Source organism: Rhodococcus sp. IEGM1428, from assembly GCF_050321865.1.
GTDB lineage: Bacteria > Actinomycetota > Actinomycetes > Mycobacteriales > Mycobacteriaceae > Rhodococcoides.
Window position 1 is genome coordinate 1 of the sequence record NZ_JBNQFW010000009.1, and the last position, 19903, is coordinate 19903.

Consider the following 19903-nt stretch of genomic DNA (forward strand, 5'->3'; position numbering starts at 1 on the left):
GATCTTCCCGACGATCATGGTGCTCTCGATCTACTTCTTCTTCTCCGGCCACAACGCCCCCGGCGGCGGTTTCGCCGGAGGTCTCACGGCCGGCTTGGCGTTGGTGCTGCGATATCTCGCGGGCGGCCGTTACGAGCTCGGCGAAGCGGTGCCGATCGATGCCGGAAAGATCCTGGGTCTCGGGTTGATCTTCGCGGCAGGCACGGCGGTGGCGTCGATGTTCCTCGGCGCGCCTGCACTGTCCTCGGCGACGTTGGAAGTGACGCTGCCGATACTCGGTGACATCAAGCTCGTCACCGCATTGTTCTTCGACCTCGGTGTGTATCTCATCGTGGTCGGGTTGGTACTCGACGTGCTGCGCAGTCTCGGCGCACGTCTCGACGCACAGGTGGAAATGCAGAGCCAAGGCCGAGTGAGCGCCCCATGACCGCTGATCTCGGAATGCTCGTCATCGTCGGCGTCCTCGTCGCCGCCGGCGTCTACCTGCTGCTCGAACGCAGCATCACCAAGATGTTGCTCGGCCTGTTGCTGTTCGGCAACGGCGTCAATCTGCTGTTGCTCACCGTCGGTGGGCCGGCCGGTACGCCGCCCATCGTGGGCCGGGACAACTCCCTGGGCCAGAGCATGGCCGATCCGTTGGCGCAGGCGATGATCCTGACGGCAATCGTCATCACCATGGGTATCGCGGCCTTCGTCCTCGCACTCGCCTACCGATCGTTCACGCTCAACACCAAGGACGACGTCGAGAACGACCCCGAGGACACCAAGGTATCCAAGCGCCGGTCGATGGCCGAGGCACCCGACCGCGACCGCTCCGATGACCCGGTGACGGGCGAACCGAGCTTCGGCGGCGACGCATTCGACTCGAAGGGCAATCCGATCCCCCTCGAGGAGATCAGAAACCTCGAAGACCTCGAATGCTACGAGGATCTGCACGACGGCGACTTCGACAACGACGACGACAATCCACAGCTCCGCGGGCTCGACGGTCTCGATACGGCCGAGAAGGACGACAGCCGCCCAGAGAACGGCAGCACCGACGACCGCAGCACCGACGACACGAAGGGAGACGGCAAGTGACGATCTCCCCGGGCGTGATCGATGCCCTGACTCCACTACCCGTTCTCATTCCGATGCTCGCCGCGGCCCTGACGTTGGTACTCGGCCGCAAACCCCGCGCGCAGCGTTTCATCACCATCGTCGCCCTGACTGCCGTGGTCGCGATCTCGTCGATGATGCTCTACCTCGCCGATCGCGATGGCACCAGCGCACTTCAGGTCGGCGGTTGGGATTCACCGCTCGGCATTTCCCTTGTGGTGGACCGACTTTCGGCGATGATGCTCGTCGTTTCCTCGATCGTGTTGCTCGCGGTCATGGTGTACTCGATCGGTCAGGGTATCCGCGACGGCAGTGAGAATCAGCCGGTCTCGATCTTCCTGCCGACCTATCTCGCACTGACCGCAGGCGTGTGCAACGCCTTCTTGGCCGGCGACCTGTTCAATCTGTTCGTCGGCTTCGAGGTACTGCTGGCCGCCTCGTTCGTGCTCCTGACTCTGGGAGCCAGCGCAGACCGCGTGCGAGCAGGCGTCTCGTACGTGATGGTCTCGATGGTGTCCTCGCTGATCTTCCTGATCGGTATCGCCCTGGTCTACGGCGCCACCGGAACGCTGAATCTGGCACATATCGCGGTGCGGATGGACGACATCCCGTCAGGCACGAGAACTGCGATCTTCGCCGTGCTGCTGGTGGCGTTCGGCATCAAGGCCGCGGTGTTCCCGCTGTCGACGTGGCTTCCCGACTCGTACCCCACCGCCCCGGCCCCGGTCACGGCAGTGTTTGCCGGTTTGCTGACGAAAGTCGGTGTGTACGCGATCATTCGCGCACACACCCTGCTGTTCCCGGACGGCTCACTCGACAACGTGTTGATGGTCTGTGGTCTGCTGACGATGCTCGTCGGCATCCTCGGCTCGATCGCGCAGAGCGACATCAAACGACTGCTCTCGTTCACCCTCGTCAGCCACATCGGCTACATGATCTTCGGTGTCGCGTTGTCGACGCAATCGGGATTGTCGGGCTCGATCTACTACGTCGCGCACCACATTCTGGTGCAGACGACACTGTTCCTCGTCGTCGGTCTGATCGAGCGTCAGGCCGGTTCGTCGTCACTGCGACGACTCGGCGGTTTGGCTGCGGCCAGCCCGGTGCTGGCGATCGTGTTCCTGGTGCCCGCCCTCAATCTCGGTGGCATTCCACCGTTCTCGGGCTTCATCGGCAAGGTCGCTCTGCTGCAGGCCGGTAGTGAACAGGGCAGCGTGTTGGCCTGGCTACTCGTCGCCGGCGGCACCGTGACCAGCCTGCTGACGCTGTACGTGGTGGCCCGGGTGTGGACCAAGGCGTTCTGGCGGGCTCGCGCCGACGCCCCCGAGGGCGACCTGGCGGACAACAGCCCGTCCGCTCTGCTCGACGACTCGTCGGACATTCAGTTCGGCGACCGCGAGGACGTCGGCCGGATGCCGGCCTTCATGTTGATCCCCACGATCGGCCTCGTCGTCGTCGGCTTGGCGATGACAGTGTTCGCCGGCCGCATCATCGACATCAGCGACCGCGCCGCAGCGGACCTCCGCGATCGCTCGGTGTACATCGACGCGGTGCGCGGTGCGGAATTCGTCGGCGATCAGGCCTACGAGCAGGCTCGTGCAGACGAGGAGGGCACCCGATGAAGATGAAGATGGACCGCTCGATTCTGCTTCGTCTGTGGACCCTCGCCTGGTTGACGGCCATCTGGGTGCTGTTGTGGGGCAACGTTTCTGCCGCGAACATCCTCGGCGGTATCGCGGTGGGTCTACTGATCATGGTGCTGCTGCCGTTGCCGCGGGTGCCGGTCGAGGGCCGCATCCACGTGTTCTCGCTCGTCAAACTCGCCGTCGTATTCCTCTACTACGCAATCGAATCCAGCGTCAGCGTCGCCTGGTTGGCGATCCGGCCGAAGGCCCCGCCGGTCACCGGAGTGCTGCGCTGCCGCATCGCGATCAAATCCGATCTGGTGCTCACCCTGTTCGTCGACGCAATGAATCTCGTGCCCGGCACCATGGTGCTCGAGATCGACCGAACCCGACGCCTGCTGTACGTGCACGTGCTGGACATGGGTACCCAAAAGGCGGTCGACGGCTTCTACGCCTACGTCCGACATCTGGAGAAGCTGTTCATCGCCGGCTTCGAGCGTGATTCCGACTGGAAGCCCAGCCCCCTGCACTACCAGGAGTACGAGCAATACCACGGGGTGCTCGGCGACGACCCCGTCGAGGCCGATTCGGACGCTCCGCGGGACGACAAGAAGACCGACGACAAGAGGAAGGGGGACTGGTCGTGACCGTCGTACTCGCCGTAGCCGGCGTCCTCCTGATCGCCGCCGCGATCCTGACCGCGTTCCGACTGCTCGACGGCCCCAGCACACTCGACCGACTCGTCGCCATGGACACGATTCTTGCCGTCTCCATGTGCGGCCTCGCGGTGTGGGCCGTCTACAGCCGCGACACCACGCTGGTACCGGCCATCGTCGCGCTGTCGCTGGTCAGCTTCGTCGGATCGGTCAGCATCGCACGTTTCAGAGTGAGGGACGAATGAGCACCGTTGCGCAGGTCATTGCCTCTATCTTCATTCTGTTGGGCGCGCTGCTGGCGTTCACCGCCGCCGTGGGTATCGTGCGCTTCCCCGATACTCTCTCGCGGATGCACGCGGCCACCAAGCCGCAGGTGGTCGGTCTGATCATGGTGTTGATCGGGGCGATCATCAGCCTGCGCGGAAACGTCGACATCTGGATGCTCGTGCTGGTGGGTATTTTCACCCTGGTGACCGCTCCGGTGATCGCTCATACGGTCGGCCGCGTGGCCTACCGAGAGCAGCGAGGTCGCGACGGCCTGCTGATCGTCAACGAGATGGAACCGGACGAGTCCGATCGGTAGCTCGGCGCGAATCGGCGAAGAACACCGCATGGAAGCCGAACGCCATGGCTGCCAGTACGCCGAGAACGAGCGGCCCGAACACCTGAGGGTGTGACGCGAATGCGGCGGCGAGATAGCGGTAGCTCACCAACAGTGCAGCCATCGCGGCGCAGCCGTAGGCCACCAACGTGATTCGGGCCCGATTCCAGCCGCGCTCGGGGTCGCGGAGAACGGATTCGAGGGTCAGGCACAGCACTGCACCGGCCACCAGATCGACCCCGTAGTGGTAGCCGAATCCGAGAGTGGCGGCAAGCGTACCGAGCAACCACAGGGTGCCGCCGGCGCGCAGCCACCACGGGCCACGTCGGGAATGGATGAAGATGCTCAGCGCCCATGCGGTGTGCAGGCTCGGCATGCAGTTTCTCGGAGTCTCCGAGTCGAACGGGATCTCGCCGAGCGCGCCGGAGAGCGGCAAGACCTGCGACGGCCACGAATCGAATGCGAACATCGGTCCCACCACCGGGAACAACAGATAGAACACCGGTCCGACGAGTCCGATGAGCAGGAACGTGCGGAACAGGAAGTGCCTCGGCCAGGCTGCACCCGCGGCAACTCCACGTAGCTGGTACAGCGCAACGACGATCGCCGCGACGGGAAGCTGGATGTAGATCCAGTGCAGCGTTCCTTCGGCGACCGGGCCTAGGCGGTCCAGGATGTTGCCCAGGACCCAGGACGGATTCCCCAGCGCGTGATCGGCGGCGTATGCGTATTCGTCGAGAACGTAGGGCCGGGCGACGGTGGTGATGTGCAACCAGGCGTCGCCCGCCTTGGTCGCGAGCAACAGCAGTGCTCCCAGAGCAACACCGCGCATCGCCCGAGTGTCCCCCCGACGGGCGACGTAGACTCCGAGCCCGACCAACACGAGGGACGGGCCGTTGCCGACCGTCAGGGTGGCGTCGAAACCGAATCGGACACCGAGCACAGCAACATCGATCAGCGCCGCGATGGCCAGGGTGCGCAGACGGAGAGCAGTGTTCAGACCTACAGTGGCCAGGACCAGCGCCGCCCACGGCAGCGACATCGACTTCGGTGTGCCGAACAGGTCGTTCCACACGCTCGGCAGCGGGCCGGGAAAGTTCCAGACCGTCGCGATGATCTGCAGCAGCACCAGGAACGCGGCAACGAGGGCAGCGCCGACGATCAGGGGACGAACAGAGTTCTCACGTGTCGAATCGACCTCGACGGTCCCGACGTCCCCCTGCAGCACGCCGTTGATCGTAAACGGTGAGTGAACACAAAGTTAAATACAAACGGTCACGATTGGAGCTCGGTGACCAACGACTCCACCACGGCTCGCAGATCGCCGCCGGACTGCGCAGCCACCGCACGCTGGCGTTGGTACGACGCCCCGCGCCGGGGAATGTCGGCCACCGCGGCCAACTCGTCGACGCAGTTCAACCGCACGGCCGTCGGCGTCAACTTTTCGAGCAGATCGTGCAAATCGTCGGTGACCAGGCGTTCGTTGCTGCTCGAGTCCAGGATGATCTCGGCATCGAGGCCGTACCTGGCCGCTCGCCACTTGTTCTCCTGCACGTGCCACGGCGGGATGGACGGCAGTGACTCCCCCGCTTCGAGTCGCTCGTCGAGGTGGACGATGAGGCAGTGAGTCAACGCGACGAGGGCCGCCAACTCCCGCTTGCTCGACGCCCCGTCGCACACTCGGACCTCGATGGTTCCCCACTTCGGTGCCGGCCGGATGTCCCAGTGCATGCCGCCGAGTTGCTCGATGACGCCGGTCTTGAGCTGATCGCGAACGAATCCCTCGAACTGCGACCAGTCCTCGAACTGGAACGGCAGACCGGCTGTCGGCAGCTGCTGGAACATCAGCGCACGATTGCTGGCGTATCCGGTGTCGTTTCCAGCCCAGATCGGCGAGGAGGCGGACAATGCCAGCAGGTGTGGGTATTGCAGGAGCAGCGAGTTGAGAATGGGAAAGACCTTGTGGGGCGACGAGACTCCCACGTGCACGTGCACTCCCCAGATCAGCATCTGCCGACCCCACCACTGGGTGCGCGCGATCAGCTCGTCGTAGCTCGGCGAGCTGGTGAGCTGCTGGGTGGACCATTCGGCAAACGGGTGCGTGCCCGCCGAGAACAGGTCGATTCCCAGTGGATCCGCGGCGCGGCGCACCAGGTCCAACGAGCCGCCGAGGTCCTCCATGGCCTCACCGACGTTCTCGCACACTCCGGTGACGAGCTCGACGGTGTTGCGCAGCAATTCCTTGGTTACCCGAGGGGTGTCCCCGGCGATATCGCGCACGCCGTCCATCACCGCTTCGGCGGAGTTGACCAGGTCTCGCGTGTTCTTGTCGACCAGTGCGATCTCCCACTCGACGCCGAGCGTCGGGCGAGGTGAACTCGCGAAGTCGATCCGGGGAGCGCTCAAACTACTGCAGTACCGCGCACGCAGCCCGAGCACCGGCGTCGCCGGTCATCAGGGTCGTCATGTCCGGCACCGCGGCACCGTCGGGAAGTGTGTACCGCGGCGGAATGTTCGCGAAGTTGTCGGCACCCTCGTGCACGATCACCGAGGTTCCCGCACCGCCGGCGCGCAGATCGTCGAGCGTGATCGTGTCGGTCGTGGTGACGAGTCGTCCGGTGCCGTCCTCGCCGACCTGGATGGACGTCAGATCGCCGCTGGCCGGATGCTCGGTGCGGCCGTCGACCTGCAGGTGACCGCCCGCAGACAGGAACGCGCCCGGTTCCCCGCCGGTGGGAGCCACGGAGTTCGGCTCGCAGGCGGCCACGGTGTGAACGTGGAAGCCGTGGAATCCGGGAGTCATGTTCTCGACCTCGGCGGTGACGGTGAGCTTCTCGCCCTCGGCCGCGAACGTCACTGTGCCCACCTCGGCGCCGGAAGCGTTGCGGAGGGTGCCCTCGATGGTCTCCTCGGAGCTCGACCCGGACTCGGCCCGGCCGTCGCCTGCCGTAGCGGCCGCCGACGGATCGGACTCGCCGGTCCAGACCGGCGGAACGGTGCCGGGGGTATCGGACGCAACCTCGCCGTTGCTGCAGGCAGAGAGACCGAGCGCTGCGATCGCGAGGACCGGCACCGCGTAACGCAACGATCGGGTTGCAGCAGTGCGTCGCTTGAACATGTCCATCGGAAATCGCTCCTCTTTCAGGCAGTTTCGCCGGGCTCGAAAATAATAACGTGCCGCCCGATTCGACCGAACCGGGCACGTCGTCGATGTGGTGAACTCTGGGGTCTGGATAACCTATTGCGTCACGATGACGACGACGCCGACCGTGGATTCGAGCGAGGTCGGCTTGGGCTCGGCAGGAACACCGAGTTCCGTGGCGATCGACTGCGCAGCTTGTTCCTCACCTGCAGCAGTTCCGTAGTACACCGCCGTCTGGGCGAACTGGGCCTCGCTGAAGTTGCCCGTCTCGGCGACGTTCCATCCCCCGGCGGTCAAGGTGCTCGCGGTACCGGCCGCGAGACCGGAGACGTTGGAGTTGTTGAGCACCCGCACTTCGACGTCGGCGGAGGTGCCCGAGGTGGTGGGGGCCGCGGAGCTGGTCGACGCGTCACCTTCCGGTACCTGCGCTGCTGGGGCCTGCGTCGTCGGTGCAACCGCAGCCGGCGCGCTGGTCGTCTCGGAAGCGGAGGGCTCGGCAGCCGCCTCGTCGGAATCGGAACCGGTGAGCGAGAGTGCACCGATCGCCGCGAACAGGATCGCGAGCGAAATCAACACCATGGCCAGAGCGCGGAGTGGTGGGCCGGTCTGTTCCGGGTTGGGGCTGCTCACGTACTCGACCCTAGCCGACCGTCAACGGCGACTCGGAACACGCCGATATTCGGACCTGCTCAGACGTCGAAACCGAGCCGACGTGCCGCGCGAGCCTTCTGCCGACTCGCCCGCAGGCGGCGCAGGCGCTTGACCAGCATCGGATCCGCGGCGAGCGACTCCGGACGATCGACCAATGCGTTCAGAATCTGGTAGTAGCGGGTGGCCGACATGGAGAAGAGTTCCTTGATGGCCTCTTCCTTCGCGCCGGCGTACTTCCACCACTGCCGCTCGAAGGACAGGATGTCGTGCTCTCGTCGACTCAGGCCGTCTGCACCGACTTCGTTCGGATCCTGCGAGCCGTCCGAACTTCCCGGTTGCTGAGCCTGGTTCGAGTCACGCGCTGCTGCGCCGTCCATCCCACTCCTCGACTTCTCGACTCCCTGGACCTGTGCGATCACCGACTCGTGAGACCACAGACCCTGGGGAAATCTGCTTCCCCCAGTACTGCCGGCACCCGTACGCGCACCGACTGAATTACACAGTTGTGTTTCGAGAATCATTCAACCATGCTCGACGCCCGAGGCACGGCTCCCGCGAGGTACCGGCGCGTGGCGTGTTCGATGAAGACCGGCAGCGCAAGAGACCACATGCACCACCCCACTGGGTCATTCCGCAGGCTCCACTCCCGCACCTCTTGGGTCATTCCGCAGGCTCCACTCCCGCACCACTATCCTTGTCGACCATGGCAATTCTTCCCATCCGGATCGTCGGCGATCCGGTGCTCCACACCGCAACCGCTCCCGTCACCGAGTCACCCGCCGAGCTGGCCGAGCTGATCGCCGACATGTACGAGACCCTGGCCGCCGCGAACGGCGTCGGTCTCGCGGCGAACCAGGTGGGCGTCGGCAAACGTCTGTTCATCTACGACTGCCCCGACCAAGGCGCGGACGGCAAGGTCGTCCGGCGACGCGGGGAGGTCGTCAACCCCGTCCTCGAGACGTCCGAGATTCCCGAGACGATGCCCGATCCCGATGACGACGACGAGGGCTGCCTGTCGGTTCCCGGCGAGCAGCACCCCACCGGCCGCGCCGACTGGGCTCGGGTGACCGGCACCGATGCGAAGGGCGATCCCGTCGACATCGAAGGCCGAGGCTTCTTCGCTCGGATGCTTCAACACGAAGTGGGTCATCTCGACGGTTTCCTCTACACCGACGTACTCATCGGACGACACGCACGGGCAGCCAAGAAGGCCATCAAGCGCGCCGGCTGGGGCGTGCCGGGTCTGAGCTGGACGCCCGGCACCGTCGACGATCCGTTCGGGCACGACGACGACGAAGACTGAACGACCCGATGAACTTCGATCAGTGAGCATTCCGGTGGGTACCCGGGTGATGCTCCGCTATCGGCTGCCGCCCGGGCACACCCATCCGATGACGGACGTGATCGGTGAGTTGGTGACGCTCGACGCCGATGCCGTCTCGGTCCGCGGCCGGGACGGATCGTTGGTGCAGGTTGCCGCCGAGCGCGTCGTAGCCTTGAAACCGTTGGGCCCGAGGCCGATTCGGACGTCGGAGATCAGGGCACTCGAAGCTGCCGCTGCCGACGGATGGCCGGGCGTCGAGCGAGAATGGATCGACGGTTGGCAGCTGCGCTTCGGTCACGGTTTCACCGGTCGCGCCAATTCGGCGGCACCGCTCGAGCCCGGCGCGTCGACGACGCCCGAGACGCTGGCGAGAATCTGCGATCGATACACCGCACGGGGATTGACGCCGACGCTGTCGCTTCCCGATCGTCTCGGCACCGCTCCGGCCGGATGGACGTCGTACAACGAGAGTGCCGTCATGGCGGCGGACATCTCGAATCTTGTTCTGCGCGACGGCGACTCGGCCATCACCGTCACTGCGGAGCCGACCGCCGACTGGTTGACGTCACTGCACTATCAAGGCCGCGCGGCACCTCACGGCGCTGCAGAAGTGGCGTCGGCGATCCACGAGGGCACCCTCGGGTTCGGCGCGCTCGGGGCCGGCGAAGTCGGATCAGGCACGATCGCAGTCGGGCGAGCGGCCGTCACCACCGCCCCGGACGGTCGTCGCTGGGTGGGGCTGACCTCGCTCTGGGTCTCCCCCGAACATCGTCGCAACGGTCTCGGCACATTGATGTGCGGCGAATTGGTGCGGTGGGGACGCGAGCACGGTGCAACCCACGCGTACCTGCAGGTGGCCGTGGACAACACCGTCGCGCTCGCCCTGTACCGAGACCTGGGTTTCGTCGACCATCATCACTATCGCTACGTGCGACCGGATTCGTGATGACGCGATCGGTCGAACACTCTGTCGGAGGCGTTCTATAGGGTTCCTTCCCGTGCGCTTGGCTACTTGGAATGTGAACTCCGTCCGCTCTCGTCAGGATCGAATCGTCGATTGGCTGCAGCGATCCGATGTCGATGTATTGGCAATGCAGGAAACCAAGTGCAAGGACGCACAGTTTCCGTATCAGCGGTTCACCGATATCGGGTACGAGGTGGCCCACGTCGGACTGAGTCAGTGGAACGGCGTCGCGATCGCGTCCAGGGTCGGTCTCGACGACGTGCAGATCGGGTTCGAGGATCAGCCCGGCTTCAGCAAGGATCCCGAGATCGATCCCGCGCAGGAAGCCCGCGCCATCGGAGCCACGTGCGACGGTGTGCGCGTCTGGAGCCTCTACGTGCCGAACGGCCGCGAGCTCGCCGACCCGCACTACACCTACAAACTCGAATGGCTGGCCGCACTGAAGGCCGAAGCTCAGGCGTGGGTTGCGGCCGATCCGCAGGCCCAGATCGCGCTGGTGGGCGACTGGAACATCGCGCCCACCGACGAGGACGTCTGGGATTCTGCCCTGTTCGAGGGCAAGACCCACACCTCCCAGCCCGAGCGTGATGCCTTCGCCGCGTTCGCCGACGCCGGATTCACCGAGGTGACGCGGCAGTTCACCCCCGAGCCCAGAACGTATACCTACTGGGATTACACACAGTTGCGGTTTCCGAAGAAGCAAGGCCTACGCATCGACATGGCGCTGACCTCGCCTGCACTGTCGGCCCGAGTCTCCGGTGCATCGATCGACCGCGAGGAACGCAAGGGCAAGGGAGCCAGCGATCACGCGCCGGTGATCGTCGAGATCGGCTGAGCAGGCCGGACCGAACTGCCGGCCACTGCTCGCGCGGCGATGATCGCTCCTACGGCAATCAGGATTCCGTGGGCGATCCGCACGGCCGGCGGGGTGTAGAACTGCGGGAGAAACAGCACGAATCCGGCGGCCAGCACCATCGCGTAGCGGTTCCGCAGAGCGAACAGCACCAGCCCGACGGCAATCGAGACGAGCCCGAGCGCGAACATCGTCGACTGCACAATCGAGTAGCGAATCGGATCGGCAAGATCGATCAGACCGGGGTTCGAGTTCGCTGCGGCGTCGACACCCAGGGCATGCAGCGCGAACGTCTCTGCGCCGTAGTACGGCAGAACCAGCCCGACGCCGATCCAGGTGGTGACCACTGCGGGATCGGACCGTCGACCTCCGTAGAGCACGGCCAGTCCGAGCGCAATGAAGCCGAGCATCGCGAAGGTGTGGGCCAGCACCCAGCTCGAGGATGCGAAGGCGTCCGCTCCTGCACTGCCCACCTCGTCCGAGTAGGGCCGCAATGCGGGGTAGAGGGCGAAACTGAGGCCGATGAAGAGGTACAGAGCTGCACGCATCGGAGGTACCAACCTTTCGAGAGCGGCGCTCTCTACAGGAAGCAGTATTCACCCTCGATGCACTCCAGGCAAGAGCAGTGCTCTCTATTCGGCGATGAGGTCCAGGAATTCCTCGTGCTGCGCCAGGTAGCGCCGGACGTACGTGCAGATCGGGACGATGCGCCACTGTCGATCGCGCGCGGTGTTGAGCGAGGCTCGCACCAGCACACCGGCCCAACCGCGATCGCCGTACTCCTCTTTGACGACCGTGTGCATGAGCGCGACGACGCATCCGTCGCCCACGTCCCCGTCACCGAAGCGGTAGCCGAGGATGCCGACGAGCTCGTCGTCGACAAAGAGGTCGAATCTACTGTGATCGGCGTCGTCCTCGATGCGGACGACGGGTCGCTCGACAGGTGTCGCCGGGACGGAGCGACGAGAAATGATGTGACTCATGTCACTTATGAGACCAGTGTTACTCGCGTGACGCGAGGCGAGTGCCTCGATCGTCGCCGAGTCGAGTCCGTAATGTGACCGCGAGAGACCGACCCGAGTAGTGGTCAGAGGGCGACGAGCATGTCGTTGTATTCCGGGTTCGCGGCGGCGAATCGCTGCACGTAGGTGCAGACCGGCCTGACCTTCCAACCGTAGGAACGTGCACTGTCCAGCGCGCGACGTACCAAGATTCCGGCCAGACCCTGATGACCGAAGTCCTCGGTGACGACGGTGTGCATGAAGGACACGACGTGCGTGCGTGTTGCGCGAGTGCCGTTTCCCTCCACCTCGAAGAATCCGACGATCCCGACGAGATCGCCGTTCAATCGGAGCTCGAACCGGTTCTGATCTTTGTTGATCGAGACATCAGCGCTAGGAGAACTCGCAAGCATGGGACGCCTCCTTCGCTGTGTATGGGGTGGTGAACGAGTGAATCGAATGTGACGTGCACCACTATTAAACATGCGCGCGGTGGCTCTGTCACCTTTTCTACCAACAAACCTTCGGATGCGTAGGTTTGTCCGTCCATCCCGACTCGAATGCTGGTATCGGTCATAAGCTGCCCTGTTCGACGTTGTGATACAACAACATTCGAAGCCACGACGCGTTTTCACCGAATATTCACAGGTTCGGATTCGGCCGCCGAGGCGGTCGCCTCCGCCCCGCCGGTACTGTCGTCTCTCGTGAAGTTCCTACCGCTCACGCCCAACGGCGAGACTCCCGTCCGCGCGCTGACGATCGCCGGAACCGACTCCGGCGGCGGGGCCGGAATCCAGGCGGACAGCCGCACGATGGCCATGTTGGGCGTCCATGCGTGCGTTGCCGTCGCCGCGGTGACGGTCCAGAACACCGTCGGCGTGACGGGCTTCCACGAGATCCCGCCCGAGATAGTCGCGGCCCAGGTTCGCTCGGTGGTCTCGGACATCGGCGTCGGCGCAGCGAAGACCGGGATGTTGGCGTCCACCGCCATCATCGAAGCGGTCACCGCCGTGTGCACCGAGGTGGGCATCGGCCGCGACCGGCCGGTACCCCTGGTCGTCGATCCGGTGTGCGCATCGATGCACGGCGATCCGCTACTGCACGCGGAAGCGCTCGACGCCATCCGCCACACACTGTTTCCCATCGCCTCGCTGGTGACCCCCAACCTCGACGAGGTCCGGTTGATCACCGGCATCGAGGTGGTCGACGACGCGTCCGCGCACCGCGCCGCGGAAGCCCTGCACGGCCTGGGCGCGCAGTGGGCACTGGTCAAGGGCGGTCATCTGCGCACATCCACCCACAGCACAGACCTGCTGTTCGACGGCGACACGTTCCTCGAATTCACCAGTGACCGCATCGACACCGGCAACGATCACGGCGGCGGCGACACCCTCGCTGCCTCGATCGCGTCGGCACTGGCACACGGATACTCGATGCCCGACGCGGTGGCCTTCGGTAAGGAGTGGGTCACCCGTTGCCTGGCCGCGTCCTACGACCTGGGTGCGGGCCACGGCCCGGTGTCACCGCTGTGGCGACTGCACGAGTCGGAGGATGCGTAGGTCGTCGGGCGCGCCCTTGATCTTCGGAGCGAAGAAGCTGCGGCGATAGGGCTTGGCCACCACGTGTAGGGCGTCGAGCACCTCCGGCGGGACCGCCTCGAGGGCCGCGGCGGAGATCATGACGTTGCCGTTTCCGCCGGTCTGCATCACGCGGGCGGCGACGGTGACGTCGACACCGAGCCAGTCCGATCCCACCTGACGCGGGCTGCCGGTGTGGATACCGACTCGCATCGTCGGGGTGTGTCCGTCCACATTCACGGCGCCGAGGGCATCCCGTGCCGCGAACACGGCCTCGACGGCTTTGTCCGCATCGGAGAACACGGCCATGATGCCGTCGCCCAGCCTTTTGACGACGTGACCGCCGCGGAACGCGACCTCGGGTTCGACGGCTTTCGAGACCTTGCGAAGCAAAGTCAGGGTGGCGGTATCGCCCGCACGAAGCGACCACGACGAGAATCCGACGAGGTCGGTGAAGACGATCGTGACGTCCGATTCGCCGCGACCGCGGCCGGCCCGCTCGAGAATTGCCTGCCACACCTGCAGGGCACCGAGGCCGACTTCACGGGATGCACCCGGTTCGTCGTCGAGTCCGTTGGCGGCCAGAAACCGATCCGCAACGCGGGCGACGGCCAATGCTCGCCCCGGGCCGTCGATGGACATCGGATCGCCGAACGTGGGGTCGCCGGGTAGTGCTCGCCGCACACGTCGAACCGCCCCGACCACCGTGGGCGCTCGATTGGTGGTGCGGACCCACTCCACCACCGAGGAGACGACTGCGTTCACAGCATCGAGCGTAACCCACGGTTACACATACTTAGCCTCACCCTTCGGCGCGTGCGGCCTCGCGCGCAGCACCGACCGGAACTCCGTTGGGGCCCTCCACCGACTGCGCGTAGACGCCGATTCCGTAGGCGACGGCGGCACCGTTCTTCGCCAGTGCGGCGCGGTCGACGTTCGCCAGGGTGTCCTGATCCGTGTGGTAATTCTCGTCGAAGGTCTGATCGGCGGTGCCGCCCCACTTTGCAGCCTGCTCGGTCGTCTTGTTCTCGTCCGCGCCGCTGAACACGCCGCCCGCCGGAATGCCGACCTCGATGAACGGGCCGTAGTCGGATCGACCGTCGAAGTCGGTGCCGTCCGCGGCGACACCGTCGGCGGCCAGCCGCTCGACGAAGGTGCGCTCGATGGCGTCGGATCCGGCCGGTCCCGCGGGCTCACCGACCTTGTCGGAGTCGTCGCCGTCGTACGCGAGGTAGCCGGCGTTGTGCGAGCCGATCATGTCGAAGTTCAAGTACAGAGCGATGTTTCGCTTGTCGTCGTCGGACAGGCCCTCGACGTACTTGGTGGAACCGACGAGCCCGTCCTCCTCGGCACCCCAGAACGCGAAGCGCACCGCGTTGGTCACCTCGGGCGCACTACCCATCTGCAGAGCCGTCTCGAGCACTGCCGATGTGCCGGTGCCGTTGTCGTTGATGCCCGGGCCCTCGGGCACGCTGTCGAGGTGAGCACCCGCCACCACAACGTTCTCGGTCGAGCCGGTGGTGGTCTGGGCGATGATGTTGCGGCTCGTGGTCGTGTCGGTCGTCGTGACGAGGGTCAACGTGACCTCGGGTGCCGCGAGGACCGCTGCGCCGTCCTCCTGGCTGACGCCGCCGGTCGGGATCTTTGCGGTCTCGGGATCGCCGAGTGTCCCCGAATCCAGCGGTCCCGGTTCGTTGTTGACGATGATCGTGGCTGCCGCGCCCAGTTCGGCGGCGACGGTCTGCTTCGCACCGAACGGGCACACGCCACGCGGCACGACGGCGACCGCACCGGCGAGATCGAGGCCGGCGTAATCGGCTGCCTCGCATCCGTCTGCACCGGCGGGGGCCCCGACGACGCGCGCAGTGATGCCCTCTGCAGGCGTGGTCGGTGAATAGCTGAGCGCGAACACCGGAATCTCGGTGCCCGCGAGAGAGAGGGTCTGGGTCTGCGCCTCGAAGGTCTCGAACTCGAACTCCGGAGTGGTGACCTCGAAACCGGCCGATTCGAGTTGCGAGACAACGTAATCGACACTCGCGTCGTATCCGGCGGTACCGGCGGCGCGGTTTCCGTCATGTGCGGCGGCGATCGTTTCCAATTCCTGGAGGTGCCCGACCAGGGCGTCCTCGGTGACCGCGGCCGACAGCCCCGGCCCGTCGGGTGTCGCGAAAACTCTGGCCGGTTCCTCGTCCGAGGTGGACGAGCAACCGGCCAGAATCAACACAGTGACGGCGCTACCTGCAAGCAAGGAAATCCGCATAGCGGACACCCTACCCAGACAAATCGCAGGGTGTCAGGCGTCCCGACGATTGACCACGAACACTGCTGCGCCGAAGATCACCGCAGTGAAGACGACGAAGTAGATCAGACTGCCGACCGGACCCCAATGGAAGTCGGTGCCCGCCGAGCCGCCCAAGAAATGGTCGGCGTTCTTGAAGGGCAGGAACGGCTGAATCTTCTCGCCGACCTTCGGGATGACTCCGACGAGGCTCTCGATCAGCAACGGCCACAACAGTAGGACGGCGATGGCACCGGCGGACTGCCGGATGAGCGCACCCACCGCGACAGCGAGAACGATCTGCACGAACGCCAGGACGGCAGTGCCGTAGATGACTCGCCATGTGCCGTCGACGTCGAAGCTCAGGAGCGCGCCTGCTTCTTCACCCGCGATCGATTTCGCCAGGAAGAATGCACCGAACGCCAGGATCAGCGACAGCACCGCGCCGTACACGCCGACGATCAGCGCTTTGGCACCGAGCACCGAGGCCCGGTTGGTGACCGCCTGAAATGTCGTCCGGATCAGGCCGAAGCGGTATTCGCTGGTGACGGTGAGGGCCGCCAGGATCATCAGCACCATGATCCCGAGCCCGCCTACACCGCTGCCGACGACGTCGTATGCGGTGGTCGGCGGAAGCCCCTCCGGAGCATCCGGGCCGATGGCCGTCTTTGCGGCCCAACCGAGGATGGCTCCGAACCCGAGGCCGAATACCACCACGATCGCGCTGCACCACCACGGCGATTTGGTCGAGGTGAACTTGATTCTTTCTGCTGCCAAGACGCCCATCAGAGTGACCCGCCCATCGCTTGCTGAGTGTTCTGGTCTTCGGCGCCCGCGCCGTGGTACTGCACTGTGTCTCCGGTGAGTTTCATGAATGCTTCCTCGAGTGAGCCTCGCTGAGAGGCCAACTCGTGCAGGGTGATTCCGGCGCGCCCGGCGATATCGCCGATCGTGTCGGTCGTGGAGTTCAGCACCACGAGCGAGGGCTGAAGCTCATCGGTCTTGTCCGGCTCGCGCACGGTCAGACCGGCCGTGGTCAGTGCCTGTCGAAGCCCGTCGAGCTGTGGGCTGCGCACGCGCACCGATGCCTCGGAAGCGTGGTCGATGAATTCCTGCACCGAGGAATCCGAGATCAGCTTGCCGCGTCCGATGACGATGAGGTGCTCTGCAGTCTGGGCCATCTCCGAGAGCAGGTGGCTCGAGACCAGTACCGTGCGGCCCTCGGCTGCCAAGCGCTGCATGAACTTTCGGATCCAGACGATGCCCTCGGGGTCGAGGCCGTTGACCGGCTCGTCGAACAGCAACACCTTGGGATCGCCCAGCAGAGCGCCGGCGAGACCGAGCCGCTGCGACATGCCGAGCGAGAAGCCGCCCGCATTCTTCTTCGCGACCTCGGACAGTCCCACCAGACGCAGCACCTCTTCGACGCGCGACTTGGGGATGCCGTTGGACGCAGCCATCCACTCGAGATGAGCACGTGCCGAACGATTGGGGTGCACCCACTTGGCGTCGAGCAGAGCGCCGACGGTACGCAGTGGCTGCTTCAGATGGCTGTAGCTCTTGCCCTCGATGGTCGCCGAGCCCGAGGTGGGTCGGTCGAGCCCGAGGATCATCCGCATGGTGGTCGACTTGCCTGCGCCGTTCGGGCCGAGGAAGCCGGTCACGATGCCGGGTTTGATGGTGAAGGTGAGGTTGTCGACCGCCGTCACCGCGCCGTATTGCTTGGTCAATCCTGTCACTTCGATCATGGGGTCAACCTTCCCCGATCGAACGCGTCCGCACATCGACCTACAGTCGCCGATTGCATCATCCTTTCGGATGACACACACCCTGAGACAGTCGGTCACATGGGCGGCACGCGGTTACATCGGCACCCGTGGCCAACCAGGCGCAGCCGCAAACGCGCGCGCGTTTGCCGGATACGCAGCACCCTGGAAGGTGCCGGGCCGCCGACGCAGCCGCTCACATCGGCGAGCTGGCCTGCGCCCAGAATCGTTTCGGGATGCGTCCCGCATGTCGGGCCTGGTAACCAGCCGCTACCGCATGTCTCATCGCCGACGCCATCAGCGCCGGGTCCTTCGCCCGGGTCACCGCGGTGGCGAGCAGCACCGCGTCGCAGCCGAGTTCCATCGCGAGGGTGGCGTCGCTGGCGGTACCGATACCCGCGTCCAGGATCACCGGCACCGTTGCGGCGTCGACGATCATCTCGATGTTGTGCGGGTTGGCGATGCCGAGACCGGTGCCGATGGGCGACCCGAGCGGCATGACGGCCACGCAGCCGATGTCCTCGAGGCGCTTGGCCAGCACCGGGTCGTCGGTGGTGTACGGCAGCACCTGGAAGCCGTCGTCGACGAGTTGCTCTGCGGCCTTGACCAATTCGATGGCGTCGGGCAGCAGGGTTCGCTCGTCGGCGATCACTTCGAGTTTCACCCAGTCGGTCTCGAGCGCCTCACGACCCAGCTGCGCGGTGAGCACGGCCTCGGCCGATCCTCGGCATCCTGCGGTGTTCGGCAGCGGCGCGATGTTCAACCGGCGCAGCAGATCCAGCACTCCCGTCCCACCCGCGGCGTCGACGCGGCGCATCGCAACAGTGGTCAGTTCGGTTCCGGACGCGACGAGCGCCTCCTCGAGTACCGCGAGATTGGCCGCTCCCCCGGTGCCGGTGATGAGCCGAGAGGTGAAGGTGCGGTCCGCAATAGTCAGACCCGCCATGCCCTCAACCACCCCGGGAGTGGAGCCCGCGGAACGACCCTCAGCCACCCCGGGAGTGGAGCCCGCGGAACGACCCTCAGCCACCCCGGGAGTGGAGCCCGCGGAACGACCCTCAACCACCCTGAACCGCCGTGAGAACGTCGATGGTCCAACCCTTTTGGACGTCGGTGGTGTCCCACCGGCTCTTGGGCAGCACGGCACCGTCGACGGCGACGGCGATGCCCTTCTCCGGCATTCCGAGCTTGTCGAGAAGCCGAGTCATGGTCATGTCCTCGGTGAGCAGGTGATCCTCGCCGTTGACGGTGATGCCGATGGCAACCTGTGTCATGGTGTCCTTTCGATCTGCGGGCTGTGAATGTGCGAGAAGCGTTCGGGGTCGGCCGCTTTCGCCTCGGGCAGCGCTTCGCCGGCAATAAGTGCGGCTACCGCGTCGGCGGTGATGGGGGCGAGCAGAATCCCGTTGCGGCCGTGACCGGTGGCGACGATCACCTGGGGAGACAGCCTGCCGATGATGGGTAGTCCGTCCGGGCTCATGGGCCGCAGTCCGGCAGCTGTTTCGTACAGCTCGTATTCGCCGATACTGGGCATGAGCCGTTCGGCGTCGGCTATCAGGTCTCGTACCCCGGCGACGGTGACCTGGGTGTCCTGACCGGATTCGTATTGTGTTGCGCCGACGACCAATCCGTCCCCCCGTGGCACCAGGTAGATCGGTCTGCCGTGCACGGTTCCGCGAATTGTGCGGTGCGGCGGGGGCGCGGCGCTCGGTCGACGACGCAGCCGCAGGATTTCGCCCTTGACCGGACGGACGGGCAGCGTGGGCCACAGCGCGGCCGACTGTGCGCCGGCGGCCAGCACCACCTGGTCGGCATCGGGGATGGTCTCCACCGGGGCGGTCACGAACTCCACTCCCGCATCCAGGCATCCCTGCTCGAGCGCGGCAACCAGCGCTCGATTGTCGACGGACAGCTCGGTCGGTGCCAGCAGGCCGAGCCGAATGTTCTGTGCCAGTGCGGGTTCGAGCTCACGCAGCTGTGCGCGGCCGAGAATCTCCAGTTCGTGTCCTTGCTCGCCCACCCACTCGGCAACGGTCCGCAGATCTGCGGCATCGGCGGAGTCGAGGGCAACCGTCACCGATCCGGACGCGGAGAACACCGCCGGGCCGGGCAGGCGCTCGGCGAAGTCCGGCCACCGCGCCAGCGAGGCAGCACCGAGGTGCAGGAGTTCGTGTTCGCCCGGCCACCCCTCGGACAGCGGTGCCAGCATGCCGCCGGCCACCCAGGACGCACCCTTGCCAAGAGCGGGATCGTGCACGACCACTCGGTGACCGTCCTGGCTCAGGCGCAGCGCCGTCGACAGCCCGATGACGCCTCCGCCGATAACGACGATGTGCACGCGATTCACGTCCTCACTCCCTGCGCCCG

Annotated in this window: 25 protein-coding genes; 10 read left to right on the plus strand and 15 right to left on the minus strand. The window is 65.5% G+C overall.

Annotated elements, in window-relative coordinates:
- From ACQR3T_RS26535 to mnhG, 6 genes are all read left to right on the plus strand, one after another.
- On the plus strand, positions 1 to 427 hold a 427-nt coding region (locus ACQR3T_RS26535; RefSeq protein ID WP_428695544.1), incomplete at its 5' end, for an MnhB domain-containing protein.
- Positions 424 to 1080, plus strand: coding sequence for a Na(+)/H(+) antiporter subunit C (locus ACQR3T_RS26540; RefSeq protein WP_428695545.1), 657 nt, complete (start codon positions 424 to 426; stop codon positions 1078 to 1080). The genes ACQR3T_RS26535 and ACQR3T_RS26540, both read left to right, overlap by 4 nt.
- Positions 1077 to 2720 carry a Na+/H+ antiporter subunit D gene (locus tag ACQR3T_RS26545; RefSeq protein WP_032380263.1) on the plus strand — a complete coding sequence of 548 codons (1644 nt, stop codon included), beginning with the start codon at positions 1077 to 1079 and terminating at the stop codon, positions 2718 to 2720. Before ACQR3T_RS26540 ends, ACQR3T_RS26545 begins: the two co-directional genes overlap by 4 nt.
- 8 nt (positions 2721 to 2728) lie before the next feature.
- Positions 2729 to 3370: a Na+/H+ antiporter subunit E gene (locus tag ACQR3T_RS26550; RefSeq protein ID WP_329955168.1), complete on the plus strand. Its 642-nt coding sequence runs from the start codon at positions 2729 to 2731 to the stop codon at positions 3368 to 3370.
- On the plus strand, positions 3367 to 3624 hold the full coding sequence (locus ACQR3T_RS26555; protein WP_032380262.1) for a monovalent cation/H+ antiporter complex subunit F: 258 nt from the start codon (positions 3367 to 3369) through the stop codon (positions 3622 to 3624). Before ACQR3T_RS26550 ends, ACQR3T_RS26555 begins: the two co-directional genes overlap by 4 nt.
- Positions 3621 to 3962, plus strand: a complete 342-nt coding sequence (gene mnhG / locus ACQR3T_RS26560; RefSeq protein ID WP_032380261.1) for a monovalent cation/H(+) antiporter subunit G — start codon at positions 3621 to 3623, stop codon at positions 3960 to 3962. Before ACQR3T_RS26555 ends, mnhG begins: the two co-directional genes overlap by 4 nt.
- Here the strand turns inward: mnhG and ACQR3T_RS26565 are convergent.
- The 5 genes from ACQR3T_RS26565 to ACQR3T_RS26585 form a co-directional block, all read right to left on the minus strand.
- On the minus strand, positions 3928 to 5217 hold the full coding sequence (locus ACQR3T_RS26565) for a DUF5933 domain-containing protein (RefSeq protein ID WP_428695652.1): 1290 nt from the start codon (positions 5215 to 5217) through the stop codon (positions 3928 to 3930). The two genes, mnhG and ACQR3T_RS26565, sit on opposite strands and share 35 nt — an antisense overlap.
- Positions 5218 to 5255: 38 nt before the next feature.
- A complete protein-coding gene (locus ACQR3T_RS26570; protein ID WP_428695546.1) occupies positions 5256 to 6386 on the minus strand; it encodes a glutamate--cysteine ligase in 1131 nt (376 codons plus the stop codon).
- A gap of 1 nt (position 6387) precedes the next feature.
- Positions 6388 to 7104: a superoxide dismutase[Cu-Zn] gene (gene sodC / locus ACQR3T_RS26575; RefSeq protein WP_428695547.1), complete on the minus strand. Its 717-nt coding sequence runs from the start codon at positions 7102 to 7104 to the stop codon at positions 6388 to 6390.
- 114 nt (positions 7105 to 7218) lie between these two features.
- Positions 7219 to 7752 (minus strand): LytR C-terminal domain-containing protein, encoded by a 534-nt coding sequence (locus tag ACQR3T_RS26580; protein ID WP_428695548.1) that lies wholly within the window; start codon positions 7750 to 7752, stop codon positions 7219 to 7221.
- Positions 7753 to 7811: 59 nt separating this feature from the next.
- Positions 7812 to 8150 carry a DUF3263 domain-containing protein gene (locus tag ACQR3T_RS26585; protein WP_032380761.1) on the minus strand — a complete coding sequence of 113 codons (339 nt, stop codon included), beginning with the start codon at positions 8148 to 8150 and terminating at the stop codon, positions 7812 to 7814.
- Between the two features lie 326 nt (positions 8151 to 8476).
- On the opposite strand from ACQR3T_RS26585, the gene ACQR3T_RS26590 reads away from it, so the two are divergent.
- The 3 genes from ACQR3T_RS26590 to ACQR3T_RS26600 are packed head-to-tail and all read left to right on the plus strand — an operon-like array spanning position 8477 to position 10896.
- Positions 8477 to 9076, plus strand: coding sequence for a peptide deformylase (locus ACQR3T_RS26590; protein ID WP_428695549.1), 600 nt, complete (start codon positions 8477 to 8479; stop codon positions 9074 to 9076).
- A 22-nt stretch (positions 9077 to 9098) separates the two neighbouring features.
- On the plus strand, positions 9099 to 10043 hold the full coding sequence (locus tag ACQR3T_RS26595; protein WP_428695550.1) for an N-acetylglutamate synthase, CG3035 family: 945 nt from the start codon (positions 9099 to 9101) through the stop codon (positions 10041 to 10043).
- 52 nt (positions 10044 to 10095) lie between these two features.
- Complete coding sequence (locus tag ACQR3T_RS26600) at positions 10096 to 10896, plus strand: exodeoxyribonuclease III (RefSeq protein WP_428695551.1); 801 nt, start codon at positions 10096 to 10098, stop codon at positions 10894 to 10896.
- Here the strand turns inward: ACQR3T_RS26600 and ACQR3T_RS26605 are convergent.
- From ACQR3T_RS26605 to ACQR3T_RS26615, 3 genes are all read right to left on the minus strand, one after another.
- The gene (locus ACQR3T_RS26605) at positions 10866 to 11462 is read right to left on the minus strand and encodes a hypothetical protein (RefSeq protein ID WP_428695552.1); all 597 of its coding nucleotides are present in this window, start codon (positions 11460 to 11462) and stop codon (positions 10866 to 10868) included. The two genes, ACQR3T_RS26600 and ACQR3T_RS26605, sit on opposite strands and share 31 nt — an antisense overlap.
- A gap of 84 nt (positions 11463 to 11546) precedes the next feature.
- On the minus strand, positions 11547 to 11897 hold the full coding sequence (locus tag ACQR3T_RS26610) for a GNAT family N-acetyltransferase (RefSeq protein WP_428695553.1): 351 nt from the start codon (positions 11895 to 11897) through the stop codon (positions 11547 to 11549).
- 104 nt (positions 11898 to 12001) lie between these two features.
- Positions 12002 to 12328, minus strand: a complete 327-nt coding sequence (locus ACQR3T_RS26615; protein ID WP_032380255.1) for a GNAT family N-acetyltransferase — start codon at positions 12326 to 12328, stop codon at positions 12002 to 12004.
- 291 nt (positions 12329 to 12619) lie between these two features.
- Here ACQR3T_RS26615 and thiD point away from each other — a divergent pair, with 291 nt between their 5' ends.
- On the plus strand, positions 12620 to 13474 hold the full coding sequence (gene thiD, locus ACQR3T_RS26620) for a bifunctional hydroxymethylpyrimidine kinase/phosphomethylpyrimidine kinase (protein ID WP_032380254.1): 855 nt from the start codon (positions 12620 to 12622) through the stop codon (positions 13472 to 13474).
- Here the strand turns inward: thiD and ACQR3T_RS26625 are convergent.
- From ACQR3T_RS26625 to thiO, 7 genes are all read right to left on the minus strand, one after another.
- Positions 13436 to 14257, minus strand: a complete 822-nt coding sequence (locus ACQR3T_RS26625; RefSeq protein ID WP_037172004.1) for an adenylate/guanylate cyclase domain-containing protein — start codon at positions 14255 to 14257, stop codon at positions 13436 to 13438. The two genes, thiD and ACQR3T_RS26625, sit on opposite strands and share 39 nt — an antisense overlap.
- Before the next feature lie 37 nt (positions 14258 to 14294).
- Positions 14295 to 15752, minus strand: coding sequence for a M28 family peptidase (locus tag ACQR3T_RS26630; RefSeq protein ID WP_428695554.1), 1458 nt, complete (start codon positions 15750 to 15752; stop codon positions 14295 to 14297).
- A 33-nt stretch (positions 15753 to 15785) separates the two neighbouring features.
- Positions 15786 to 16556 (minus strand): ABC transporter permease, encoded by a 771-nt coding sequence (locus ACQR3T_RS26635; protein WP_094680728.1) that lies wholly within the window; start codon positions 16554 to 16556, stop codon positions 15786 to 15788.
- Positions 16556 to 17518 (minus strand): ABC transporter ATP-binding protein, encoded by a 963-nt coding sequence (locus ACQR3T_RS26640; RefSeq protein ID WP_032401761.1) that lies wholly within the window; start codon positions 17516 to 17518, stop codon positions 16556 to 16558. Before ACQR3T_RS26640 ends, ACQR3T_RS26635 begins: the two co-directional genes overlap by 1 nt.
- Before the next feature lie 214 nt (positions 17519 to 17732).
- Positions 17733 to 18482: a thiazole synthase gene (locus tag ACQR3T_RS26645; protein ID WP_032380249.1), complete on the minus strand. Its 750-nt coding sequence runs from the start codon at positions 18480 to 18482 to the stop codon at positions 17733 to 17735.
- 112 nt (positions 18483 to 18594) lie between these two features.
- The gene (gene thiS / locus ACQR3T_RS26650) at positions 18595 to 18810 is read right to left on the minus strand and encodes a sulfur carrier protein ThiS (protein WP_032380248.1); all 216 of its coding nucleotides are present in this window, start codon (positions 18808 to 18810) and stop codon (positions 18595 to 18597) included.
- The gene (thiO, locus tag ACQR3T_RS26655; protein ID WP_428695653.1) at positions 18807 to 19874 is read right to left on the minus strand and encodes a glycine oxidase ThiO; all 1068 of its coding nucleotides are present in this window, start codon (positions 19872 to 19874) and stop codon (positions 18807 to 18809) included. Before thiO ends, thiS begins: the two co-directional genes overlap by 4 nt.
- Positions 19875 to 19903: the final 29 nt, after the last annotated feature.